This window comes from Brevibacterium epidermidis NBRC 14811 (assembly GCF_001570805.1).
In the GTDB taxonomy this organism is placed as follows: domain Bacteria; phylum Actinomycetota; class Actinomycetes; order Actinomycetales; family Brevibacteriaceae; genus Brevibacterium; species Brevibacterium epidermidis.
In genome coordinates, this window is sequence record NZ_BCSJ01000011.1 from 59258 (window position 1) to 80731 (window position 21474).

Below are 21474 nucleotides of genomic sequence, written 5' to 3' on the forward strand. Positions count from 1 at the left end.
CCAAGCGCGATGTCGACAAGTGAGTTCCAGGTGATGCCGTGTGTGTCACGGACTGCGTCGAGTCGGTTCCAGGTCTCCTGGTTGGCGGAAGCCACCAGGGAGACCCGGTCACGATTGAGGAGTCTCGTTGGTTTGGTGGGAACTCGCTTCTGGGAAGCGAGACGGTCCAGAGCGCAGCCCACAGCGAAGCGCATGTGGGTGCCGGTTCGCGCGGCCTCAAGTCGGGCGAGAGTTCGGACCTCTGGATGGACCGAAAGATTTCTTTCGATAAGCACGGAAGGTACCTCCAAGGTTGGTCGTAGTCGGCAGGGTTCTGCCGTCACCTTCCACAGTGCTGGCGTTGCGGAGATCCACAACCGAACTGCAAGTCGCGAGCACGGTGGGTGTAGTCAACGGGGGTACTTGCCGGGCGACGCGGATTGCCGGCCGCACGACAGCCCCACAAGCGCGTAGCCAGAGGGTCTCCCATAGTGCCGGTTAGTTTCACGAACCGTCGGCACTCTGAACCTAGGACCGTCTTGTGCCAAGTGGCATAGCGCTGACGGTGAACTGGGAAACCAAGGAGCTGAACGAATGACAACCGGCATGACTACGAAAGAGGCCCTCGCGCTCTTCAATCTTCCCGCGGGTGCAGAGCCAGGCGAGGTGACGCGAACATACCGTTCGCTCATCCGTGCGACCCACCCGGACCTGGCAACCGACGATCAGGACCGTGCGCAACGAGAGCAAGCTGCAACACAGATCAACATTGCCTTCAAGACACTTAAGACATTCGGAACGAGGCTGGCAGACAGCTCGCGTCCCGAACCAGAAGAGGCCCGCACGTCGACGGGGCCCGCTCCTGCGGGGCACTCGTCCGAGCGAGGCTCCCCGGCACAGACTGACGCACCGGTCGAGCAACCAGTGCATCATCCTGAAGCAACCGTCCCCAACGAGCAGCCGCCCGGACAACCGAACCCAACCTTCGAACCCTCATTCGTGTGGTACGGGCTCGCCCTTGCATTGCGCTCTTTTCCCTTCGTCCTAGGCGGAGCACTGCTGCGGTGGCTCGACTTCTGGGAGAAAGCCTTCCTCACAGATCAGTATGCGGATCTAAGCCCGAGCGGCAGTGCCGTGTGGGTAATCATTGGCATCTCGATAGTGTCGATTGTCTTCATCGGAACCATCGGAAAGAACCGATTGTCGACGCGTGTGCTTGTTGTTGCTGCAGTGCTCTACGGATCTTTCACTGAAGTGCTCGGCAACTTGTCTTGGGGGCAGAACACCTTCTTAGCTGTAGCGCTCTTGGTTCTGCCAGGACTGCGAGTCGCCTGGCCCTACGTGCGGATGAGGATGTCAGGCCACAAGTAGTGGAATGCCCTGTTGAATGCCAAACGTCAGCGCGGACGGTAACAGGTAAGCCCGGCACTGTGGCAAGGAAGAGTTGAAGGAGAACGACAGTGAACGCGTACGAAGAACCCACCCGAATCCATGTCCTCGAGGACGACTGGAAGCACGTCAAGTTGAGCGCGGTGCTCAGCGACGGGCAAACAGCGCAGACGCTGGGCGGTGACTTGATCGCGAGACTAGTTGCCGAGCCGCTGAAGCTACCGCTTGAAGGTCCGGACGGTCCAATCTCTCGACGAGCGGTATGGATCCGGTTGCCTCGTGCAGCGCGTGCCGCGGTCGACCAGGTGCGGAAAGCCCAGCCTGACGCCAGTTGGTCACGCCTCTTGCACGCGGCTGTCCTTAAGGACAAAGGCGAGTAATAGCCACGTACTCGTAGATCTGAGTGAGACCCTCGAAAAGCGTTCGGGGTCTCATTGCTGTGTGTGGATCCTGCTTTCCTCCAAGTTGGGCTGGGAAGATGTGAGGATGACACGCGAAACTTCGGCTCCTCAGGGTGCGCAAGCATCAGCGGCAGGCTTCATTGCCAGCGGCCCCATAGGCGGACTCATCCACGCAGCCGGCCCGCCCTCAGACGTCCTAATTGCGCATACGACCTTGTTCCTGCATGGCTTTTCCGTCACTCCTAAGAGCGGATTAACCGAGCCACGGGACTCGATCTCAATCTGGGCCGAAACCGAGGAGTCCGCGACGACAGCGTGGCTGGCGTTCCGGCTCGTGAAGGACGTTCTTAGCGAGACCGAGCTGGCACGCACCCTCTACTACGAGAACACAGGGAGCTAGGGGCATACGACCCTAGGCAGCACAAAGCCTCCTGACCATTCACAGGGCAGGAGGCTTCTTACGGCTTACTTGTCTTCTGCACGCTCGACAATCTCGAGCTCATCGCCTCGGAGCTTCCGGCCGACCTCAGCGAATCCGCCCTCCTCGAGCTCGGCGAGGACCTCGGCTTGGTGCTCTTCGAGAGTGAGGGGCTCAATCTGCTTCGAGCTCTTGACGCAGCCGATAGAGAACATCATGGGAGTGTCTACCCACTCGTGACCCGTATCCGCGGCCCTTTCCTCATCGACCTCCTTGGACGCTGAACCTGCACCCGGAACGTCGAGGTAAGTCAGTTCAGCAGCGATCTCTAGGCTCTTCGGCCGAGCGATGATGCACTTGCCTTCGGCTTCGAACGTGAACTCGCTGGTGGGCACTGTTCCGTAGTCGACCATGATCTCGGTCGCCTTGGTGGTGCTTGTGTTGGGGCGTACCTCCTCGCGGACTACGCCAGTGCCCCAGAACTTCGCGTCGTCTGGATGGGTGACGATGTCGCCCTTCTTGAGCGAGGTGACCACCTCATTGGCGAGTTCATCGTCCCCGTCGTCTTCTGGCTCCTCAGTGGGTGCTTCTGTGGTCGTCGTCGTCGAGTCAGCAGGCACTGCTTCGGCGGATTCAGGCGCCAGGGGCGCGTTCTTTGCTTCGTCGGAGCCGTCATTGCTGCATCCTGTAAGCAGAAGCATCGAGGCTGCGATGACGCTGACGGCGGTGTTGCGAACGGTCTTGCGGATGGTGAGTCGTGTGGTGTGCACGGTGAATCTCCTAGTCGTAGTGGATGTCGGCGGTATGCCGATCTGACAGAGACCGTGTGCGCTGCCGTTTGGCACACAAGTGGAAGTACGAAAAAATCCCCAACAGATCGAAATCTGGTGGGGACTTGAAGAGATTCACCACTGACGCACCGTTAGCGCTGACTCGCCGGTGGCAAGGCCATGTCGCCATCTCCATGGGATCCTGGGTGTATGAGTCAGGAGGACAAGGTCGCCCAGCACAACGCCAGGGTTAGGCGGCAGCTGATGGACGACTTCACGGCACTGTCGCTGGGTGAGCTCGCGCAACGAAGGGGCGAGGACGAAGCGACAGCTTGGGCGTGGGCCGAAGTTCAGAACGACGCGAACAAGCTCATCCTCGTGACATTCGAGGACGAGCTTCGCATACCGTCTGTACAGCTCACCGATCGTGGAGACCTTCGTGACGAGATTTGGCCACTGGTTCAGCGGCTCCGTAGTGAGCCCGATCCGATCCAACCGTGGCAAGCATGGTGGTACCTGCAGCGCAAGACCGGCCACTTGAGCGGCCGGGCTCTTTGCGACGTGGCCTTGACCGATCCGCCGGTTGCGTTGTTTGCTCTCGACCAGATCAAGGATGAGGCTGAGAATCGACGGTGGGGCTCGTACTGAGACCGATCTATTTAGGGACCTAGAGCTGGTCTCGGCGGAGGACGACGACCTCCAACGTGTCGGGGGCATCCCACGGTTGGATGTAGGAGTGCGGGAACTGCTCCGTGAACACGTCGGCAACTGCGTAGTTCATCTCGTCGAAGAGTCTCGCCTGCTCTGAGTCACTCAGTGACCTCATCAGAGTGCAGGCGTTGTGGAGGTCAGCGGCGGCTTCTACAAGGTGAGTCGTCTGCTCCTGAGTGCTGGCCTCTTCGCTAAGGTTCTCGAGCTTCCTCACGAGTCCCTGCCAACGTGCCAACTGGACCTCCGCTGCCGTCTCTGGGGAAGGCGCTGCGCGGCGAATGAAGCTGTCGAGGGATCCGCCGGTAGTTGCCCGGCTGATGATGAGTGCTGCTGCGATGAAGCCAGCAACCACGGCGACATTGTCCTCTTCGAGGTTCGTGAGCTTGCGCATCATCGTGCGGGCAGCCGCTTGAGCTCGGCTAGTGCTGACACCTTCCGTTACAGGCGTCCATACTCCGGTCGGGGCGCCGGCGTCGTTCGCGATCAGGGCGGCTGGGATGTCGAGCAAGGTGGCCTCCAAGGATTGATTGGTCCGTTACTGCTCAATGTGCCGACTTCGCTCGGTTCTGACTTTCGGCACAGGGATCGACACGACGTCACCCGGACAGAGCTTGGTTCTATCCGGGTGACTGAGGGATCTGCCTTGCTTACGCGTCGGTCTTGTCGACCTTCTCGGTCAGGGAGCCGCCCATGGCGCGCCACAGGATCGGTGAAGCGATGGCTGAGGCGACGAGTGCGCCCAAGGCTGCTGCCAACCACGGGTTCGCTAGAAAGCCCATTGCCGCGATCATGATCCAGCGCAGCGCAATGAACAGCAGTGCGCTCATGAGAGCGATGAGTGCCTTGCCGAGCACGGCCCGGGTGCGGGTGAACTCTTTGTACTCGGCGACGAGGTTGTTGATGAAGGTGCGGGTCTCTTTGAAGTCGCTTCCTTCGGTCGGCGTCTTGAAGCCGAAGGCGAGGCGGCCGAAGGTCAGCACGAAGCAGGTCGCGAAGGTCGCTGCAACGTCGAGCATCCCCATCTCAGAGAGTCCGTAGGCGGCCATGGCTACTGCCGCGCCGATGAGGGCTACGCCGAGGATCTGGTAGCCGTGGGGGAGGTGCTGGATGTTCTGTACGAGCACCTTGACGTTGTTGTTGGTCTTGTCGTTGGAAGTGATGGTGAGTCTCCTCTGTGTCGGCGGCACCGGTTGTGCCGGTCTGACAGAGACCGTGTGCGCTGCCGTTTGGCACACAAGGGGAAGCTCAGTAGAAGCTTTCGGCTGAGATGACGGCAGTTCTTTATGAAGTCCCGGTCAGGCTGGTGGCCTTCCACATTGAGATCCGGAACCTCGAAGGTTCACATGCCAAGCTGTAGCGTGGTGTGCATGAGTGAAGACGGGTTCATGGCGCGGCTGGACGAGGCCCTCAAGAGTGGGGGCTGGGCGTTGACTGCCGAAACCTATCTGGGGATCATTCGAGAGGTACACGAATCTATGGTGGAGGAGAACCCCGAGGCGATCCCGGGCCTTCCGGACGATTGGCTAGAAGCCGTGGATCAGGCGTACGAGGCCGTTGGTGAGGATGATCCCGCCAAATCTCGACCAGAGCGGTCCTAAACGCGTGTCCTTGAACTGCGGGGTCACTCCAGCCCGAACTCTTCAGTCGGCATGCTGGAGGCGTATCGCTGCAGCGTAAAGGCTGGTGACTTGTGACCGGCCGATCGGCTGATGACGGGCAGGCTGATCTTGTGGTGCAGCGTGGCCGAACAGTACCAGTGTCGTGTCGAGTGGTGGACGAAGCCTTTCCGGTCGCCTCCCCAAGCGTGATAGCCGGGCCAATTGTCCGTGACCTCGCTGACCCAATCGAAAAGGGGGTTGGTGAAGCGGTGGGCGATGTTCTTCGGGTTCTGATAGTTCCCGAAAGGGATCTCTTTTGGGTAGGGCCAGCGTGATGGCCAGCGCACCGAGGGCCCGTCACCTCGAGCAGGGTTTCGAGTGGGAAGCAGCAACATGTTCTTGAAGACCTTGAGGTTTCGTCCTGACTGAAGCCAAAGTTCACGCAGCCGGTCATGGATGAGGAGCGAGACCGGCGTGAAGCCGGCTTTCCAGAGCAGTACGGCGTCGTACGCACTCATCTTCCACAGCGGCTGATTGCCGTCGTAGGGATTGAAGTAGTCGTAGGTGTACTCGTGTCTCTTCGTGGCTTCGATCAGTAGCTCCCGCAGGGGGCGGCTGGAGCTGTCCCAGGCGGGGTAGAGGAAGGGCAGTGCCAGAGCCTGTCGGATCTTGCCCATCTTCGGCAAAGAGATCTGCTGTGGGCCGGTGGAAGGCGCGGAGATCTGTTCACAGACTTCGATCTTTCCGGTCCATCCAGGCATGAGCAGTCCACCCATATCCTCCGTGCCCTCGAGCTCGTAGCCCTCCATGATCTCGCGAGGGCTGGGCTCGTGCATGGCTAGGTCGACTAGACGGCTGGTGTTGTTCGTCCATGGGTGGAACAGGTGCCAGACCCTCAGTGCGTAGACCTCGCCGACTCGGAGTCCGGCGCCAGCGCCGAGGGTGTGAGCGAGTGCGATCTGTCGCATGCGGGAGGCCAGCTCCTGTGTTTGGTCTCGTTGCCGCTGCTCAACGTTGTTGTAGTGGCGCGGGATGCCGCGGCGCTTCACCGCTGGATTGTCTATGGGCATACCGAGCATGAGCGCGTGCTGATGGAGCAGGGGATCGGTGAAGATTGCCTCGTCCCACTTGGAATGCTCCCCGGTAACGGGGTCGATCGTGTCCCCTTTGAAGGACTTGGCGGGGTGGACCTGGAACGTGGACCACGCGCAGTCGACGACACCGTTGATCCAGTCGTTGTTGGGGATCTGGGTCGACTGGACGGTCAACGGCGCATCAGCGGATCGAGAGTCCGGCAGGAGGACCGCGTCTGCGTAAACCGAACCGGGGCGGCTATGCCAGCGTTCTGTGCTGTCGAAGATGGCGCGGACGATCGTTCGGACTCTTCGTGCCTGCTCTCGGCTGGTGTCCAGGGCGATGCCTTTGAGGTCGCTGGTGCTCACTTGGGTGACCGGGGTGTCCGCTAGATGGCTCAGGTGCGACTTGAAGCGGCTTCTGTAGACCTGTGGCGTTCTATCTGACCACGAGCTGAGGTTGTCCGTCAGCCAGGCGTCGAAAGCCTCCTGGAGCGTTGGAGGGCGTTCTACGCGGGTCTGCTCGGCCGGGTCCCAGTCTCCAAGTGCATGCCGTGCCTTGGCGATGACGTCATCCTGTGTCTTCGCGCTGAAAATGCGCCGCTTGAGTGTGACCGGATCCTGGATGGCGCACTGCCATCGGGGCTTCGCTTCTGTCGGCGAGTAGAGGGTTCCTCGGCCTCCGAGGACGCTCTTACCTGCGCGACCTCGCCTCTTCTTGGGAGTCTCTTCCTTGCTCATCCTGGGTCCACCTCGGAGGCACGCGCGACGCCGGTTCGTCGCAATGTTTACAGCTGACTTGTAGCACTCTACCTGTTCTAATCGTCGTTTGTGCAGGTCAGATGGAAGATGGAGTGATGAGCGGTGTGGCCCTGGTGGAGTTCAGGTTTAACGTCTGATCTTCGGGCCAACGATCCTATTTGAGTTGCAAAACTACGTAGTTCTGTCGGTTTGGTAGCAATCTTCTAGCACATCATCCCGTAGGTCACCTGGAGTGTGCGGGCAGAGAGCTGCTCGGCGATGGCGCCGCGGACCGCGCACTCGTTTAGTCAACGATCCGCTGGCACCAGTACTGGACGATCCCAACTCGATAAGAACGCTCATACGAAAGCGGTGTCTGTGCGGATCCTCCTCAACCCTGTACGGCACCTGGTAACGAGGTCATAGGAGCCTGTTTTCCGTAGGAGGAACCGCTGGGGTTGGCGTTCTCGAACCGATCGTCAGATCAATCACGCTTTTTACCTGCGGGGTTGGAATGTGCGTATAGCCAATCTGCGCTGATCCAGCATCACCCAAGGCCTATTGAGGCTCTGAATGGGCCAGAGAGCCATTTACTCGCCTCGCGATGAGACCGCAGGTGAATAATTAACAGGTCCCGCCGACTGGCGGCCAACTGTAAGAGCTTTCTGCGCTTATTGGAGTGGTGCCTGATTGCGTACCGGGCCACGTGATCAGGGTCGGTGAAGAAGGTGTGAAGAGGTGGTTCGACGTTGCCGTTCCAGAGCTGCTGCGGCCGGGGTACCCGCCGCTTTAGGGTTCGTTGGAGGACTTGAAGAGCTACTTGCCACTTCGGAAGATCCAGCCACACCATGAGGTCTGCCCGATCAGCGAGCAGTTGTCCGAGGATCGAGGTGTAGGACCATTCAGTCACCCATGTTGTTGCTCGACTGAAGGCATCAACTTCCTCGACGAAGTTACTTCGAGGTTGCCAATTGGGGCCGTGGAACAGGGAGTCGATCTCGACATGTTCTGTGGTCCCACCCATCGCTTCGGCTATCAGTTGGGCTAGGGTCGTCTTCCCTGCACCGGAGTTCCCGGCTACCAGCACTCGTAACGGGTGATGCGGTAGTGGGGTCGAAGGACTAATCAAGGGCATGATGTCAACTTATAGAAATTCGGTCCAGGTCGGTTTCTCGCTAAGCGGTCGCGCGTAGGCCAGGAGCTCGGCGCGGTGCCCGGATGGTGCAGTGTCCAACTTGCGACCGTGCAGGATGAACCCGGTTGCTTCGAGGACGCGCTGAGACGCAATGTTCGCCGGTAGGGTTTTGGCCGTGAGCTCCCGTAAGCCGCAGTCGCGAGCGTAGCGGGCAACGAGGCGGAGGGCCGATGAGGTAATACCTCTGCCCCGGTAGGCCGGATGGATCCAGAACCCGACTTCAGCCTTGTGGCCTCTTACGTCGAAGATGACGAGACTGCCGACGAACCGATCGGTTACGGCGTGTGCAATCGATAGTACAGCGAGGTCGCCTCTTTGCAGACCAGGTTCGGCGTCGTGTTTGATCATCTGTCGTACCGACTCAGGCGTGTACTCGGGGTGGGGTAGATGGGCGTACTCTTGCACGCCCGGATCTTTGGTTCCCTCGGCATAAGCGGCGGCGTCCCGAGGGTGCAGGGGGCGGAGCCTCACTTGATCATCCTGTACGGGGAGGAGTGATGAGTCGAGCATGTCATCTAAACTAACATAGTTCGGTTACAATTAACATGTGAGTTACTGGAGCCGAATTAAGCCAGTGCGACGAGCGCGGGCTGTCGACGTTCAAGGTATTGCCCGCGCGGCAGTGGAGCTCCTTGATGGAGGAGGTTTGCAGGCTGTGACGGTGCGGGCTGTGGCAAAACGGCTCAGCGTCGCACCGGCAAGCCTGTATTCGCGGATCGATTCCGCAGACGACCTCTTTGACCTTGGTCTCGACGCCGCGCTCGGCGCCGATGCGGAAATGGCTCGAGCTATCGTCGAGGACGGCGTCGACGCTCTGATGCTCGCCTACTTCCGGCATCTGGTCCGTCACCGCTGGGCATGTCAGGTGATCGCGATGCGGCCCCCGCGGGGGCCGCATTACCTCAGGCTGTCCGAACGGCTGGTCGTGCTGCTGATCGAAGATGGGGCGGTTGACCCGCTGGTGAACGCTTACGCTCTGTCGAACTTCGTCATCGGTAGCGCAACGACCGCTCACGTCGCCGTAAGTGAACCGGATGCCGTTGTCGATAGTGCGGCAGCGCCGACATACTCGAGGCTCCACCGGCAGAAGAGCGATGGGAGCGCGGAGCGAGCGGTTGCTGAAGGCGTCGCCGCGCTCAGGAACTACTGTTCGATATCCGAATAAGGTCTCTTGTCCAATGACACAGTTGTGTTTCCTCAGGTGGGCTGTCTCAAGGGTGACCTCCGTTTGGGCGCGATGGCGGACTCAAGCCCATCCCCGGAATACGCGTCAGGTCGAGGTCAATATTGCCATCTTGACGGGGATTTTGGAGCAGCAAGACGTAGGTCTGTGGGCGCCGCAGGTTGAGGCTTTGAGCCCGCGAAGTGCGGTTTGTATTCAGCGCAGATTTTGCCGACGGTGTATCCAACTCCAACTAGAGATATCGCCACCTCGAATGAGGATAATAGACTGGCACAGGCGTGCCCGATTGGCCTGACAATGGTGCGAGGGACATAACGTCCAGCGCCCGCACCGCTGAGGTCAATAGGCTGACATCGCCGAGCGAGTCTGGCGCCGTGAAGCATACCCGCAGTGGCACGGCGTGGGAAGCATGGCCCTCGTACTTTCCTGATTTGGCTCCTCGTTGGGGCCGAACGAGTCGATATCTGAAAGATCGACAATCGCGTGACCGCCAGAGAGGATGTGAAATAGACATTGGAGACGTGCGAGAGGTTCGAAGGCGGCAAACAGCGCAGCTTGATCCAACTGTCCTCTTGCCAGCATCGCCTTTGTGTGCTGCTGTGGTAATTCCGAGCCCCGGAGGGAAGAATGACGAGGCGACGAAGCTGCTCTCCACGCTCGGGGGGCGTTCCGGTCGCCTAACTGAGACTGGTGTCATTGGTCTTCCTGAGACGCATGCGTATACCGTTTGGACATGAATGCCGCCTTCGAGCAGTACTGACGTGTACTCCTCTGAATCATAGCAACCACGGCGACAATCACGGCTGCGATATGCGCGATCCGGCTCCCGGCGATCACAGCCAGCTGAGCGTCCATCTCGGCAATGAATGCCCCGAGGTCGGAGTCTGAGAATATCCAGATTGCGGGATCGATAATTAGGGACAGCATTCCTACCACCCCGAGGCCAAATAGCAGGATAAGTCGTGCCCAATTTCGGCCGCGGGCGAATAGGACAATAGCGGCGAGGACGGCGGCGTAGATGAGCAAGCGAATTGCGATCAAAACGAGGCTGTCGCCGAGAAGGTCTATCGGCCAGAGCTGTGCGGTCATCTCAACGATTCCGGTTGCGAGTGCCGCGATCAGTGCGCCGACCGCCGCCCGGACCGCCCCAGGTGGACGTTCTTCCCGCATCGCGGTGCTGTCTGCTTCCGAAGTGGAGGGTGGGGGCTTTCGCATTTGGCTTCTCCTTTGGTGATCTAACTCATTCTTCTCATTGACATCGCCAGCTGGCGGACAGCTAGAGGAACCCAGACGTCGACTGAGGCACAGCCTTCGGGGACTGCGAACATGCAAGCAGTGCTGCGTTTCGGGATACTTCCAGTTGTAGGGGGCCGCGCCAGATGCCACTGGCGATCGTGGTCGTCGGGTAGAAAGCGAGCACAACAGCTGCCGGGGGTGATCAACTCAATGCTGACGTCGATGTCGGCTTGGCGAGTGTCGAACGATATTTGCATCTTGGTAGGTTATTCATGCAGAGCGCAGACAATTTTGTCGCCGAACGTCAGTCTTGGTAGCCTTCCCAACTCAGAAGCGTTGATAGCGTAGGTGGGTCCGTCAACTCGCGCCCTGTGGCTGGGTGTTATGACTACGGGACTCTACGTTCCCACCATCGGCCGTGCACTGGAGGATGGACTTCTTGACCGTGTGGAGAACCCTGCTGGCCCGAGACCAGCAGGCTGCGCGGTACGCGCATCATGACGACTACGACTGCCACGGCCAGGATCAGGACTGAAATAAGCCGTCTTGTGATAGTACTGGCCCCAAAAGAGATTCGGGTCCAAGATCGCAAAGCCGCGTAGTACACGGGTCGACGCACTTGCCTCAGGACGAATAGGCGCAGTTATATGACGAGGCGGCCATGAACCGCGCGCCCGGTAGTTATCATCGCCAGCGGAACGTGCGATAGGCAAGGAAGGCGCTGGGAATCGTCCAGGCGATCAGGACGAGGAGCTGGAGGAGAGGAAACGGCTGACCGTACCAGGCGGCGGACAGCGACTGTGAGGCCGCGCCGAGCGGCGTGTAGCCAGCGATCTGCCGCAGCGGTTCGCTCATGAGCGGGCCGGGGGTCCAGACGCCGGCGGTGAACAGCGAGGCAATGAAGACCAGCATCCCGATGCCGTTGGCGCTCTGAGCGGTCGCAGCACGCGCAGCGATGATCGAGCCGAGCGACAGCATGGCGATGGCTGATAGGCCGAACGTCACGACCACGAGCAGGCCGGACTGCGGGCCGTGTGCTCCCAGCAGGAGCATGGCCGCGCCGGTGGCGATGAACGCTCCGCCCACCAGCGAGACGGCGGAGACGACGAGCTGGGATGCGAGGATTCGATGCGGGCCGACCGGAGTGCTTCCCAGCCGGCGCAGCACGCCCTGTTCCCGGTAGCCGCCGATTGCAGAGGGGAAGTTCGTCAGCGCCACGCTGCCGAGTGCCGCGGTGAGTGCGATCGGCACGAACAGATCGATGACGCGCAGCCCGTCGAGCAGTGGGTCGTTGACGCCGGTGACCGCCTCGCGCGTACCGGGGATGACGAATCCCTGCATCAGCAGAAGGACTGCGGGGAAGGCCAGGGCCATGAAGAGTGCGGTCGGGTTGCGTAGTAGGAGGCTGGCCTCCGTGCGGATGAGTGTGTCCAGCGCACTCATGATTGTGCTCCTTCGGTTTCGGTGCCGGTGAGACTGGCGGCGGAATCGACGATGGTGAGGTAGGCGTCTTCCAGCCCTGTGATCTGTGGATTCTGCACTGCGGCTCGAGCGATCAAGTGTTCCGGTGTGCCGACGAAGATGGATCTTCCCATCGTAATGATGGCCAATCGGTCACACAGACGTTCGATCTCGTCGAGGAAGTGGCTGACGAGGAGCACAGTGATTCCGGATCTGCGGATCCGCTCGACGAGGTTCCAGATGTCGCGTCTGCCCTGCGGGTCGAGACCCGTGGTCAGCTCGTCGAGGATGGCGATCCGCGGATTGCCGATCAGCGCCAAAGCGATCGACAAGCGCTGGCGTTCACCCCCGGAGAGTGCGGCGAACGCAGTCTTTCTGCGGTGGGCAAGGCCTACGGTGTCCAGCAGTTCCGGAATGGAGGCCGGGTTCGGATAGAGGGAGGCGAACAGGCGCAGCGCCTCGCCGACGCGCAGTTGGGCGGGCAGGGTGCTCGATTGCATTTGGTAGCCGACCTGAGACCGGAGAAAGTATCCTCCCCGGAAGGGGTGACGTCCAAGGACGCTCAGCGATCCACGGTCGGCTTCGAGCATACCGCTGATGCATTCCACTGTGGTTGTTTTGCCGGCGCCATTGGGCCCGAGAATGCCGAAGATCTCCCCGGTCTCTACGGAGAAGGTGACGTTGTCGACAGCGACAGTCGGACCGAAGGTTTTATGAAGCTCTCGTACGGTGATGACGGTCATGAGGGTTCCTTTCGAGCAGAGTGCAGCGCCCGAGGTGCGGCGCAAGTCTCGGTAATTCGATCGAGGGAGGAGCCTGATCAGGCGGTGGCGATGTCAGGCCCGTGCGCACGAACAGGCCGCGTGCGCGGTCAGGTGCGCGGGCCGGAGGATGATCGTGACGTCACGACGTGAATCAGCAGCCAGAGGCACTGGACCGCCAGAATCACGGCAGTACCTGTCGCGATGTCGATCAGCTGCCAGCTTTCTGCGTCGGCAGCCCCAGCTAGTGTGACGCTGGAGAAGACCACGGCTGCGGCCGTGAGGGCGAGGCTGATGTACTGCGGGGACCACGCGCGCGCTTCGCTGCGCAGGTGCCGCGGCGCTCCCAGGTTCCATAGCGGCGTGGTGGACATGATCAGCACGATTCCGATTCCCATGCCCACGGAGAAGGCCGCAACTCCCGGCGGAAAATCACGGGCGATGATCCAGCCGAGCAGCAGGATCAGGCCGACGTATAGAGCGAGCGTGCTGATCGCTGTCTGGGCTACCGACCACCACAGTGGCACGTGGCGCTGGTGGTCGTGACGTTTGCGGGGGATGTGTGACCATGCTTCACCCGACTGGTAGCGGCTGGCGAAAGCGGCGCAGACGGTAACGACGAGTGAAACCAGGATGGGCGTGATGTAGTTGTTGCTGATGGCCCAGAGCATGGATGCCAGCGCGAGGAACATCGTGGGGCTGGCAAGCTGATCAAGCCACCACGACGCGGCGAACGAACGGCGAGCAGCCGGCAGGTCGAGCGGGTGGACCAGTGGTTGGATGGCGGGGTCCGGCAGATTGCCTTCTTCACGGATGGTGTTCATGTTTTTCTCCACGGAACGTGATCGAGGTGGGGTCCGCGCAGGCCGCTGCGGGCAATCTCGTAGACCTTTTGGCGGGAGACGCCGAGTTCGCGGGCGACGGCGACAGCGCTGTAGTCGTCGAGCAGCGTGTCAACAGCGACCGAACGCGCCCCTGACGCGCGTGAGTTCAGGTGGGAGGCGAAGGCGCTGACCTCGGCGGCGAGCAGCGCAACGGCCAAGGGTCCGCCGAACTGTTCGGCCCAACCGGGCTCTCCGCCGGCGGCCGCCTCGTAGAGGCTGTCGCCGCCGTCCATCAGAACCGCGCTCACCTCCTGCGGCCCGATGCCGCAGGAAGTGAACCGGGCGACCAGCTCATCGAGGTCCATACCGTCAACTGCGCGATGGGCGAGGACTTGAGCCCACGCTTCGGGCAGCGACTCGGTTGCAATCGAACTGTCGCCCCTGGGTTTACGTGTCATGCCTTCAATGGTGACGGTCTTTCGACAAGGTGTCAACCCTAGGGTGACAGGTGGTCTGACCGACTGGGCCCGTCGAAAACGATTCGCTCTTCCGCAGCCCGAATTGGGGACCTTGTGGTTCCTTTATGGAGGTCGCCGATGCCTTCAGTCAAGGGCTGACATGGGTTGCGGAACGGTCCTACACCTCGGTCCTCGGTGGCAAGATTTCCGATCGAGCCTATCTCGTTGTGTGGCTCGACCTTTCCAGAGGGCGGGTCGCCTGTCAGGTCCCGCATCGGACGGGACTGATGCAAAGAAGGGTGACAGCGTGAGTGTCATGCTGCGAGAGCAGCTGGCTCTATGATTGCTTCGTACTCTACTGGTGTCAATCGACCCAACCGGGCTTGTCGGCGACGTCGGTGATATGTCCGCTCGATCCACGTCACGAACGCGATTCTCAGCTGGTCACGGGTGGCTGCCCACCTGCGACGGTCGAGAACGTTCTTTTGCAACAGGGCGAAGAACGATTCCATGGCCGCGTTATCGCCCGCTGCGCCGACTCGTCCCATCGACCCGATGATGCCGTGACGGGCCAGAGCCCGAGTGAATTTCTTCGACCGGAACTGGCTGCCGCGGTCGCTGTGCGTCACGCATCCAACCACGTCACCGCGCCTTGTCACAGCCATCTCGAGGGCATCGACGGCCAGCCGGGCCTTCATCCTCGAACTGATCGAATAACCGACGATGCGCGCCGAGTAGGCGTCCTTGACCGCGCAGAGGTAGAGCTTGCCCTCATTCGTATGGTGTTCCGAAATGTCGGTCAACCACAGCTGGTTCGGACCATCAGCTCGAAACTCGTGTCTGGTCCGTCCGTCGGCATCGACAACCGCGCACAGATCGTCGTGGACCGGCGGTCCCGGCTTCTTCCCGTTCTTTGCTCTGCCCTTGCCGAAGGCGGAGAACCAGTCATTGGACGAACACAACTGCCACGCAGTGCGTGCCGCCATGGGCTGGCCGGCCGCTTCGGCTTCGTCAGCGAGGTATCGGTACCCGAACTCGGGATCATCGCGGTGGGCATCGAAGAGCGCATTGGCCCGATATGCCTGGGCGAGATCGTTATCAGGGACAGGCGCGGCCAGCCACCGGTAGTAGGGCTGGCGGGAGAGCTTCAAGACCCGGCACGACACCGCGACGGGGATCCCGTCGGCGGCGAGCTCTCTCACGAGCGGGTAGAGCCTTTTGACGGCAGGTTCGCCTGTGACAGATAGGCGGCTGCGCGGCGCAGGACCTCGTTCTCCTGCTCAAGCAGACGATTGCGCCGACGCATCTCCCGTAGTTCTGCAGACTCGTCGCTGGTGTTGCCGGGTTTGTTGCCGGCATCGATTTCTGCTTGGCGGATCCATTTGTTGATGGTGCCTTCGTGGACTCCGAAGTCCTTGGCGATCTGTCCGATCGTCGTCTTAGAATCCCTGGTCTGGACGACGCGGATGACGTCATCGCGGAATTCTTTCGGGTAGGGCTGTGGCATGGTGTCCATCCTTCCAGGCTTGCCTGTGTACAAGCCAGGTTAGGTGTCACCGAACCCTGCATCAGTCCCATCGTTAATAGTCGCGGCGTCACTAGTCGCGGCTTGGAAGACGGCGGCGATCAAGAACTCAGACTCGCCTCGGACTATCGAGTCAAGGCGGAAGCGCTTGCCGATAGCGCGCCTCGGGTGGCTGGTTTGTTTAGGCGAATTGCTGCCTCGTACGAGAGCGACGCACGGCGGAACGAGGAGGACGCTGAACGATTCCGGCGTGGACTGCGCTGACCGGTAAGTCTGGTGTCACTCGCCGGGATCGCGGCGCACGGCGAGCTTCCCGAGCTGAAGGCGGGCGCGTGTGCCTTCAGACGTTATTCAGCTACGGAACGTGGTGGAGTTCTGCTTCAACGTCTGAGTTCTGTTCGTGCACAGCTCAGAATAAGGGTAGCCTTACCGCGTGGACAGAAAGAAGAACACTCCGACCGAGCGAGCATTCATGATGGCCGAAGTCGTGCGGTCCGTACGAATTAGTCCGAGCTACGTCCGGCTGACATTCTCGGGTCTCGACGGGCTTGAGTTGCGCGGTGCCGACCACTGGTGCCGACTGTTCTTCACCCGCGAAGGGCAAGACGCGCTCGCGTTGCCGAGCCGCACATCTGAGATCGGCTGGTACCTGCAGTACCTCGCGACGCCGAAGCCGAGACGCCCGTGGGTGCGCGCATATACGCTCCGCAACGCGCGACCTGAACTCGGCGAAGTCGACATCGACTTCGTCATCCACGGGGACCGGGACGGGAACATCGGGCCGGCCTCGCGATTTGCGCTCGACGCGACCCCGGGGGACCGCGTCGGGTTTCTTGACCAAGGTGTCGGCTACACGCCTGACCACCCCCACGACTGGACGCTGCTGATTGGTGACGAGACAGCACTGCCCGCAATCGCCGGCATTTGCCGTACGCTCCCGGCTTCTGCACAAGGGGTCGCGATCATTGAGGTCCCGACTGCCTCGGATCGTCAGTCGTTTCCTGCGCCACCCGGGATCGAGTTCTCGTGGATCGCCCGGGACGAGTCGCCTGACGGCGACAGTCGCCCCGGATCGCTTGCCCTGCGAACGTTGATGTCAGCGGATCTTCCCGAGGGTGTGGTGCACGCGCACGCCATCGGAGAGAGCGCGCTTGCGACCGGAGCGCGCCGTCATCTCGTCCAGGATCGTGAAGTCTCCAAGCGACACGTCGACTTCGTCGGGTACTGGCGTCACGGACGCCCAGCCACGAGCTGAATGAACGGGCACTGTCGCCCCCGCCCCGCCGCGCTGATTCGCGTACCCGCAAACGTGATCCGGCTGCGCCGTCATCTCGCGGAGCCGTGGGCGTCGGTTCTCCCGAGAAAGTGAATGTTGGGGCGCTCTTGGGTTATGGAGCTTGCCGCAGCCAAGGCACGTGATCAGCTCGATCGGCTCATGGCAGCGGCCGAGGAACTCGAGGGCATCGCGGCCTGCGGTGCGGCGAAGGTCGAAGGTGGAGGAGGCATCACGCTCGACGAACTCCGCCGCAAGCATGGCCTGTGATCTATCCGGTTGGAGATCGAATGCCCAAGACCAGCATTCCGGACAAGCGGGTTCATGAGCCTTCTTCGGAATAGATGATCGCTCATCCTCGTTGACGTTCGTTTGGTGCTGAACATTGAGGAGGCGATGTGAGCGAAACGATCGATGAGAAGAGCGACGGCACAGTCTCGCAACTGCAGTCGGGAATGGTCGTGCCGCAGCTGCCGCCGCTGGCAACGCAAGCCGAGAGGCTGATCGCGACGGGCCTTCTGGACGGCGAGCTCACCACTGATGTGTTGCATCAAGCCGTCACCGATTTGCAGGAACGTGTCGCTCCTGGAGCGCTGCTCGTCGTATCGGAACGGGTTCTGCCAGCGAGAACTCTGGTGCAGCATGTGAGTCGCACTTCGGGCGGGCAGGATCGGGAAGGCTTCGTCGTGGTCGACATGGACGACCTTGAGCAATTCGCGCCCACGGCCGAAGCGCCCGTGCCGAGCACGCTCGTGTACGCGCTCGAAGATCCGCGCCGCGGCGACGATATGCTCAATTGGTCTCCGGCGGAGGCTCAGGACGAGCTGTCGAAGGGCGGACGCACACCTTTCACCGTCGTCGAAGGTGTGCATCTGGCGTTGCAGCTGCCTGCTGCCCTCGACCGCAACGCCTGCTACATGATGATCGGATCGCGTCGGCGAAAGGTGAAGGGATTCGATTCGCGAACGCCCGCGCTCTGGATATCGAACGGCACGGGCAGGGATGGTCGCGACCGCAAAGGCTCACCGAAGCTGGGCTGGTGTTGGTGGAACAATCGGCACACTTGGCTGGGATTCGCATCGGGCGCTCGTCGCGTCGCTGACGTGTCCGGCTCTCCAAATGGCTCCATCGTGTGACGCCCGGTGGAGTTCCGCTTTAGCGTCTGACTGTCACCGGGGGCATGAACTGGTCAGCTGACGTTCTGCACGACCTGAACCAGGTGCCCGTCAAGATCCTCGACCCAGGCGATGAGCAGCCGGTCGAGCCATGGCTCTGGTGGCTTGACCGGTGTCGCTCCGAGCTCGATGAGGCGCTCATAACCGGTGGGAACGTCGTCGGTCCAGAGGATCACCGCCGCCCGCTGTCCCTCGGCCACCGGGTCGAGCCCGTGGTCGTCGCGGGTGCTGGCTTCGGTGGCAAGACCGATTCGGTACCCGTCAAGGGCGAAATCCACGTGGATAGGTGTTCCGGTCAGCGGGGTACGAAACACTTCCTCGAAGCCGAGAGCTTGGTAGAAGGCCGACGCACGGTCGATGTCTTGGGTGAACAGCACGATCTGTGGCGTGCGAAAGAGCGACATGTCGCTACATTGCCAATGGGCTTCTGACGGCGTCAAGGTTCAGCGCGAACACTCGGGGCGGAAACGGTGTCATCTTCGATGTCCCGAAGAAGCGACTGTGTACCTGAATCATCACGATCGTGAGAATCGGCCTGCGTTAGAGTGTCCCCTGGCATCAACACGTGGTCGCAGCCATGAGATCTGCTGCAGAGGGATTCCCAGCCCGAGAGATCGAAAGTCGAGGACCGAAGATGACAGGAAGCAAGAGTTCGCCACAGCGATCGGTGCCTCAGCGTGTCGGCGATACAGTTCAGGCGGCTGGCCTGATCCTCGCTCTCGTTCTCGGTGCCATCGCCGCGGTCATCGGCCTCGCATCGCTCATTCCCGGGATCGGCCCGCTCAGCCCGATCGCGGCTCGATGGGCACCCACCGTGGCACCGCCGACAGCTGTGGTGGGATTGATCGTGTGCGTGATCGGAATCGCTGCTGTACGCATAGGGTTCCGCCGAACCGGAACAGCCACCACAGTGCTCGGAGGGGTCGCCGCTGTCACAAACGTCGCTGTCATCATCGTCCTCGTCAGCGCTATTTCGGCCGCCGGCGGCTCGGTGAACCTGTTCACTGCCACATTCGGACTCTCGGCGATCGACTCTGCGTCGCCTGACCGCCACGAGGTGTACGACAAGTCCACCTCCGGTGACGACCTTTCCGTATCGATCTACGAACCTAAGGGAACGAAGGGTCCGGCTCCGACGATCATGTACGTCCACGGCGGCGGATGGATCGCAGGCGAACCGAACGCCGCGAGTTCCGAGCTCCGCGAACTCGCTGATCATGGCTATCTCGTCGTATCGGTCGAATACGAACTCGCCACCCTGGACAACGCCACCTGGCAGAGCGCACCTTCGCAGGTCGCCTGTGCGGCAAGCTGGATTCAGACCAACGCAGACGCGCTCGGCGCAGATATGGACCGCCTGGCGTTCTGGGGCGAGAGCTCGGGCAGCAACATGGTCGCCAATACCGCCGGTGCCGCAGTGCAAGGCACCGCCGAATCATCATGTGGTGGCAAGGTTCCGGCTCCGGCCGCGGTCATTGCCGACTACCCGGCGTTCGATGTGACCGGGCTTTACGAGAACGCTCCCACCGGGCCAGGTGCAGGAACCGGTACCCGACTGTTTGCGACCAGCTATACGGGCGGCACGCCTGAGGAATACCCAGAACGATACGCCGTGGCCGATTCCGTCACCCATTTGGAAGCACCCGCTCCACCGGTGCTCATGATGACTGCCATGCGCGATGACGTCATCACACCGAGTGACCAGCTGGCATGGGCTGAATCGGCCCGAAGCCGTGGAGTCGACGTCCAGACAGTGCAGGTTCCTCTCGCCAATCATGCGTATACGCAGAAGGCGAAGAACTCGATCGGCAGCCAGGGACACCTGAGCATCGCAGAGGCCTACCTGTCCGAACGCTTTCGCTGACCCCGACTTCCAGGGTGAGACCGATACTGACGATCACCAATTGGTTATGGTGGTCCCAGAAGGGCTTTACCGGTCCCACGCTAATTGGAATCAGGAGTATTCGATCATGAGTTTCAGTGTTTACCTGTCCGGAGAGATCCACACCGATTGGCGTGAGGAGATCAAAAATGGCGCCGAAGCGGCCGGCCTCGACATCGAATTCACCGCCCCGGTGACCGACCACCCCGCCAGCGATGCCGCCGGTGACCACCTCGGCGAGAACGACAGCTCCTTCTGGCGCGATCACCAGTCGTCGAAGGTCAACGCCATCCGCACCCGCACCCTGATCGAGAAGGCCGATATGGTCGTCGTGCGCTTCGGTGACAAGTACAAGCAGTGGAACGCCGCTTTCGACGCCGGCTACTGCGCAGCGCTCGGCACACCCTATGTGACCCTCCACGACGCCGACATCATTCATCCGCTCAAAGAGGTCGATGCCGAAGCCAAGGCCTGGTGCCAGACGACCGACCAGGTGGTCGAAACCCTGAAGTACATCCTCAGAGACTGAACCCGATGAGCTGAGTCCGCGAACGACCACCCGTCAAAGGATCGTTCGCGGCCTCCACCCAGTAGACGCCGTCGACGTCATTGATGCTGACCTCGAGTGCCGGCGAGGTCGGAACGATCTCACGTCCGGATTCGAGGATCTCCTCGACCCACCTCAGAACGTCCTGAGCTTCAGCAGCCGGCGTCACGGTGAACGTGTGTTTGTACTTATGGAGAAGTACCGTGCCTCGTTGGCACGTAGGCTCGCCAGCGCCTCGGCGACGGGAGAGGACTCGAGGCCTTCGGTGGTGACCTCGGTGAATGACACGGCTTCGAACGGCATGGACCATAGAATTGCCCGCTGTGATTGGATGAGGATCATGGAACCTCAATCTGATCTCAATGATGATGACCGCAGATTCCTCGCTCGCTGCGTAGACCTGGCCCGTGATGCCCTCGATGGCGGCGACGAACCGTTCGGTTCCGTGCTCGTCGACGGCGAGGGCCGCGAACTCTTCGCCGACCGCAATCGGGTGGCCGGTGGCGACCACACCCGCCATCCCGAATTCGAAATCGCCCGCTGGGCGGCCGAAAATCTCACCCCTGAACAACGAGCCGAATCTGTCGTCTTCACCTCAGGCGAACATTGCCCGATGTGCTCGGCGGCGCACGCGTGGGTGGGCCTCGGCCGCATCGTCTACGCCAGCAGCAGCCAGCAGCTGAGCGCCTGGCATAACGATTGGGGCTTGGCCCCAGGACCAGTTGTGCCGCTGCCTATTCAGGACGTGGCACCGGGAATCGAGGTCGCCGGCCCCGATCCGGAATTGAGCACTCAAGTGCGGCAGCTGCATGCCCGCCTGCACGGAGTCGATGGCTGAAACCCGCGGTACAGTATCTGCAACCCAGCGATTGTT

Annotated in this window: 23 protein-coding genes and 1 pseudogene; 10 read left to right on the plus strand and 14 right to left on the minus strand. The window is 61.2% G+C overall.

Translation table 11 applies throughout. The features are described 5' to 3' along the window. The first annotated feature begins 573 nt into the window (after positions 1-573). Positions 574-1350 carry a hypothetical protein gene (locus BEP01S_RS07405; RefSeq protein ID WP_062241893.1) on the plus strand — a complete coding sequence of 259 codons (777 nt, stop codon included), beginning with the start codon at positions 574-576 and terminating at the stop codon, positions 1348-1350. 884 nt (positions 1351-2234) lie between these two features. Here the strand turns inward: BEP01S_RS07405 and BEP01S_RS07420 are convergent. Beyond that, positions 2235-2957: a hypothetical protein gene (locus BEP01S_RS07420; protein WP_062241899.1), complete on the minus strand. Its 723-nt coding sequence runs from the start codon at positions 2955-2957 to the stop codon at positions 2235-2237. 210 nt (positions 2958-3167) lie between these two features. Between BEP01S_RS07420 and BEP01S_RS07425 the strand changes: the two genes are divergently transcribed. Beyond that, complete coding sequence (locus tag BEP01S_RS07425; protein ID WP_062241903.1) at positions 3168-3605, plus strand: hypothetical protein; 438 nt, start codon at positions 3168-3170, stop codon at positions 3603-3605. A 19-nt stretch (positions 3606-3624) separates the two neighbouring features. Here the strand turns inward: BEP01S_RS07425 and BEP01S_RS07430 are convergent, their stop codons facing one another. Together BEP01S_RS07430 and BEP01S_RS07435 are read right to left on the minus strand one after the other, a co-directional pair. Further along, the gene (locus BEP01S_RS07430) at positions 3625-4062 is read right to left on the minus strand and encodes a hypothetical protein (RefSeq protein WP_157070539.1); all 438 of its coding nucleotides are present in this window, start codon (positions 4060-4062) and stop codon (positions 3625-3627) included. A gap of 253 nt (positions 4063-4315) precedes the next feature. Next, positions 4316-4855, minus strand: a complete 540-nt coding sequence (locus tag BEP01S_RS07435; protein WP_062241907.1) for a hypothetical protein — start codon at positions 4853-4855, stop codon at positions 4316-4318. A 180-nt stretch (positions 4856-5035) separates the two neighbouring features. Between BEP01S_RS07435 and BEP01S_RS07440 the strand changes: the two genes are divergently transcribed. Next, positions 5036-5266, plus strand: a complete 231-nt coding sequence (locus BEP01S_RS07440) for a hypothetical protein (protein ID WP_157070540.1) — start codon at positions 5036-5038, stop codon at positions 5264-5266. Between the two features lie 23 nt (positions 5267-5289). Here BEP01S_RS07440 and BEP01S_RS07445 read toward each other — a convergent pair whose 3' ends face one another. The 3 genes from BEP01S_RS07445 to BEP01S_RS07455 form a co-directional block, all read right to left on the minus strand. Continuing rightward, the gene (locus tag BEP01S_RS07445) at positions 5290-7080 is read right to left on the minus strand and encodes a site-specific integrase (RefSeq protein WP_062241911.1); all 1791 of its coding nucleotides are present in this window, start codon (positions 7078-7080) and stop codon (positions 5290-5292) included. A 547-nt stretch (positions 7081-7627) separates the two neighbouring features. Continuing rightward, positions 7628-8215, minus strand: a complete 588-nt coding sequence (locus BEP01S_RS07450) for a zeta toxin family protein (protein ID WP_062241913.1) — start codon at positions 8213-8215, stop codon at positions 7628-7630. A gap of 9 nt (positions 8216-8224) precedes the next feature. Further along, positions 8225-8785: a GNAT family N-acetyltransferase gene (locus BEP01S_RS07455; protein ID WP_062241915.1), complete on the minus strand. Its 561-nt coding sequence runs from the start codon at positions 8783-8785 to the stop codon at positions 8225-8227. A gap of 37 nt (positions 8786-8822) precedes the next feature. On the opposite strand from BEP01S_RS07455, the gene BEP01S_RS07460 reads away from it, so the two are divergent. After that, positions 8823-9440 (plus strand): TetR/AcrR family transcriptional regulator, encoded by a 618-nt coding sequence (locus tag BEP01S_RS07460; RefSeq protein ID WP_157070541.1) that lies wholly within the window; start codon positions 8823-8825, stop codon positions 9438-9440. A 711-nt stretch (positions 9441-10151) separates the two neighbouring features. On the opposite strand, the gene BEP01S_RS07465 is transcribed toward BEP01S_RS07460, so the two are convergent. The 6 genes from BEP01S_RS07465 to BEP01S_RS07490 all read right to left on the minus strand — a co-directional run bounded on the left by BEP01S_RS07465 (position 10152) and on the right by BEP01S_RS07490 (position 15705). Next, positions 10152-10673, minus strand: a complete 522-nt coding sequence (locus tag BEP01S_RS07465) for a hypothetical protein (protein WP_062241919.1) — start codon at positions 10671-10673, stop codon at positions 10152-10154. A gap of 705 nt (positions 10674-11378) precedes the next feature. Further along, on the minus strand, positions 11379-12137 hold the full coding sequence (locus BEP01S_RS07470; RefSeq protein WP_062241921.1) for an ABC transporter permease: 759 nt from the start codon (positions 12135-12137) through the stop codon (positions 11379-11381). Next, positions 12134-12898 (minus strand): ABC transporter ATP-binding protein, encoded by a 765-nt coding sequence (locus BEP01S_RS07475; protein ID WP_062241924.1) that lies wholly within the window; start codon positions 12896-12898, stop codon positions 12134-12136. The genes BEP01S_RS07470 and BEP01S_RS07475 overlap by 4 nt, the downstream gene beginning before the upstream one ends. Positions 12899-13026: 128 nt before the next feature. Then, the gene (locus tag BEP01S_RS07480; protein WP_062241926.1) at positions 13027-13740 is read right to left on the minus strand and encodes a hypothetical protein; all 714 of its coding nucleotides are present in this window, start codon (positions 13738-13740) and stop codon (positions 13027-13029) included. After that, positions 13737-14198, minus strand: a complete 462-nt coding sequence (locus tag BEP01S_RS07485; RefSeq protein ID WP_135807659.1) for a hypothetical protein — start codon at positions 14196-14198, stop codon at positions 13737-13739. Before BEP01S_RS07485 ends, BEP01S_RS07480 begins: the two co-directional genes overlap by 4 nt. Positions 14199-14512: 314 nt before the next feature. Next, a protein-coding gene (locus BEP01S_RS07490; RefSeq protein WP_157070548.1) for an IS3 family transposase occupies positions 14513-15705 on the minus strand; the annotation gives its coding sequence in 2 pieces (ribosomal slippage) (positions 14513-15418 and positions 15421-15705; 1191 coding nt in all). A gap of 451 nt (positions 15706-16156) precedes the next feature. Here BEP01S_RS07490 and BEP01S_RS07500 point away from each other — a divergent pair. The 3 genes from BEP01S_RS07500 to BEP01S_RS07505 all read left to right on the plus strand — a co-directional run bounded on the left by BEP01S_RS07500 (position 16157) and on the right by BEP01S_RS07505 (position 18132). Continuing rightward, entirely contained in the window at positions 16157-16978 is an 822-nt protein-coding gene (locus tag BEP01S_RS07500) for a siderophore-interacting protein (RefSeq protein WP_244882147.1), read from the plus strand. Between the two features lie 135 nt (positions 16979-17113). Next, positions 17114-17266, plus strand: a complete 153-nt coding sequence (locus BEP01S_RS16795) for a hypothetical protein (RefSeq protein ID WP_157070542.1) — start codon at positions 17114-17116, stop codon at positions 17264-17266. 128 nt (positions 17267-17394) lie between these two features. Further along, positions 17395-18132, plus strand: a complete 738-nt coding sequence (locus BEP01S_RS07505; RefSeq protein ID WP_244882148.1) for a DUF5701 family protein — start codon at positions 17395-17397, stop codon at positions 18130-18132. Between the two features lie 53 nt (positions 18133-18185). Here the strand turns inward: BEP01S_RS07505 and BEP01S_RS07510 are convergent, their stop codons facing one another. Continuing rightward, positions 18186-18611 carry a VOC family protein gene (locus tag BEP01S_RS07510; protein ID WP_157070543.1) on the minus strand — a complete coding sequence of 142 codons (426 nt, stop codon included), beginning with the start codon at positions 18609-18611 and terminating at the stop codon, positions 18186-18188. Positions 18612-18805: 194 nt separating this feature from the next. On the opposite strand from BEP01S_RS07510, the gene BEP01S_RS07515 reads away from it, so the two are divergent. Together BEP01S_RS07515 and BEP01S_RS07520 are read left to right on the plus strand one after the other, a co-directional pair. Continuing rightward, complete coding sequence (locus BEP01S_RS07515) at positions 18806-20035, plus strand: alpha/beta hydrolase (protein ID WP_062241939.1); 1230 nt, start codon at positions 18806-18808, stop codon at positions 20033-20035. A 106-nt stretch (positions 20036-20141) separates the two neighbouring features. Then, positions 20142-20582 (plus strand): YtoQ family protein, encoded by a 441-nt coding sequence (locus tag BEP01S_RS07520; RefSeq protein ID WP_062241941.1) that lies wholly within the window; start codon positions 20142-20144, stop codon positions 20580-20582. Here the strand turns inward: BEP01S_RS07520 and BEP01S_RS17395 are convergent. After that, a pseudogene (locus BEP01S_RS17395) lies at positions 20572-20942 on the minus strand (DUF8821 family protein). The gene BEP01S_RS07520 and the pseudogene BEP01S_RS17395 overlap by 11 nt on opposite strands. On the opposite strand from BEP01S_RS17395, the gene BEP01S_RS07530 reads away from it, so the two are divergent. Continuing rightward, positions 20941-21438, plus strand: coding sequence for a nucleoside deaminase (locus tag BEP01S_RS07530; protein ID WP_062241945.1), 498 nt, complete (start codon positions 20941-20943; stop codon positions 21436-21438). The pseudogene BEP01S_RS17395 and the gene BEP01S_RS07530 overlap by 2 nt on opposite strands. Positions 21439-21474: the final 36 nt, after the last annotated feature.

Excerpts from the sequence above, each read along its gene's own strand:
- BEP01S_RS07475 (WP_062241924.1), bottom strand. The coding sequence starts at position 12,898 with ATGACCGTCATCACCGTACGAGAGCTTCATAAAACCTTCGGTCCGACT.
- BEP01S_RS16795 (WP_157070542.1), top strand. The coding sequence starts at position 17,114 with ATGGAGCTTGCCGCAGCCAAGGCACGTGATCAGCTCGATCGGCTCATG.
- BEP01S_RS07470 (WP_062241921.1), bottom strand. The coding sequence starts at position 12,137 with ATGAGTGCGCTGGACACACTCATCCGCACGGAGGCCAGCCTCCTACTA.
- BEP01S_RS07445 (WP_062241911.1), bottom strand. The coding sequence starts at position 7,080 with ATGAGCAAGGAAGAGACTCCCAAGAAGAGGCGAGGTCGCGCAGGTAAG.
- BEP01S_RS07455 (WP_062241915.1), bottom strand. The coding sequence starts at position 8,785 with ATGCTCGACTCATCACTCCTCCCCGTACAGGATGATCAAGTGAGGCTC.
- BEP01S_RS07515 (WP_062241939.1), top strand. The coding sequence starts at position 18,806 with ATGACAGGAAGCAAGAGTTCGCCACAGCGATCGGTGCCTCAGCGTGTC.
- BEP01S_RS07480 (WP_062241926.1), bottom strand. The coding sequence starts at position 13,740 with ATGAACACCATCCGTGAAGAAGGCAATCTGCCGGACCCCGCCATCCAA.
- BEP01S_RS07485 (WP_135807659.1), bottom strand. The coding sequence starts at position 14,198 with ATGACACGTAAACCCAGGGGCGACAGTTCGATTGCAACCGAGTCGCTG.
- BEP01S_RS07465 (WP_062241919.1), bottom strand. The coding sequence starts at position 10,673 with ATGCGAAAGCCCCCACCCTCCACTTCGGAAGCAGACAGCACCGCGATG.
- BEP01S_RS07440 (WP_157070540.1), top strand. The coding sequence starts at position 5,036 with ATGAGTGAAGACGGGTTCATGGCGCGGCTGGACGAGGCCCTCAAGAGT.
- BEP01S_RS07430 (WP_157070539.1), bottom strand. The coding sequence starts at position 4,062 with ATGATGCGCAAGCTCACGAACCTCGAAGAGGACAATGTCGCCGTGGTT.
- BEP01S_RS07450 (WP_062241913.1), bottom strand. The coding sequence starts at position 8,215 with ATGCCCTTGATTAGTCCTTCGACCCCACTACCGCATCACCCGTTACGA.
- BEP01S_RS07405 (WP_062241893.1), top strand. The coding sequence starts at position 574 with ATGACAACCGGCATGACTACGAAAGAGGCCCTCGCGCTCTTCAATCTT.
- BEP01S_RS07520 (WP_062241941.1), top strand. The coding sequence starts at position 20,142 with ATGAGTTTCAGTGTTTACCTGTCCGGAGAGATCCACACCGATTGGCGT.
- BEP01S_RS07425 (WP_062241903.1), top strand. The coding sequence starts at position 3,168 with ATGAGTCAGGAGGACAAGGTCGCCCAGCACAACGCCAGGGTTAGGCGG.
- BEP01S_RS07530 (WP_062241945.1), top strand. The coding sequence starts at position 20,941 with ATGGAACCTCAATCTGATCTCAATGATGATGACCGCAGATTCCTCGCT.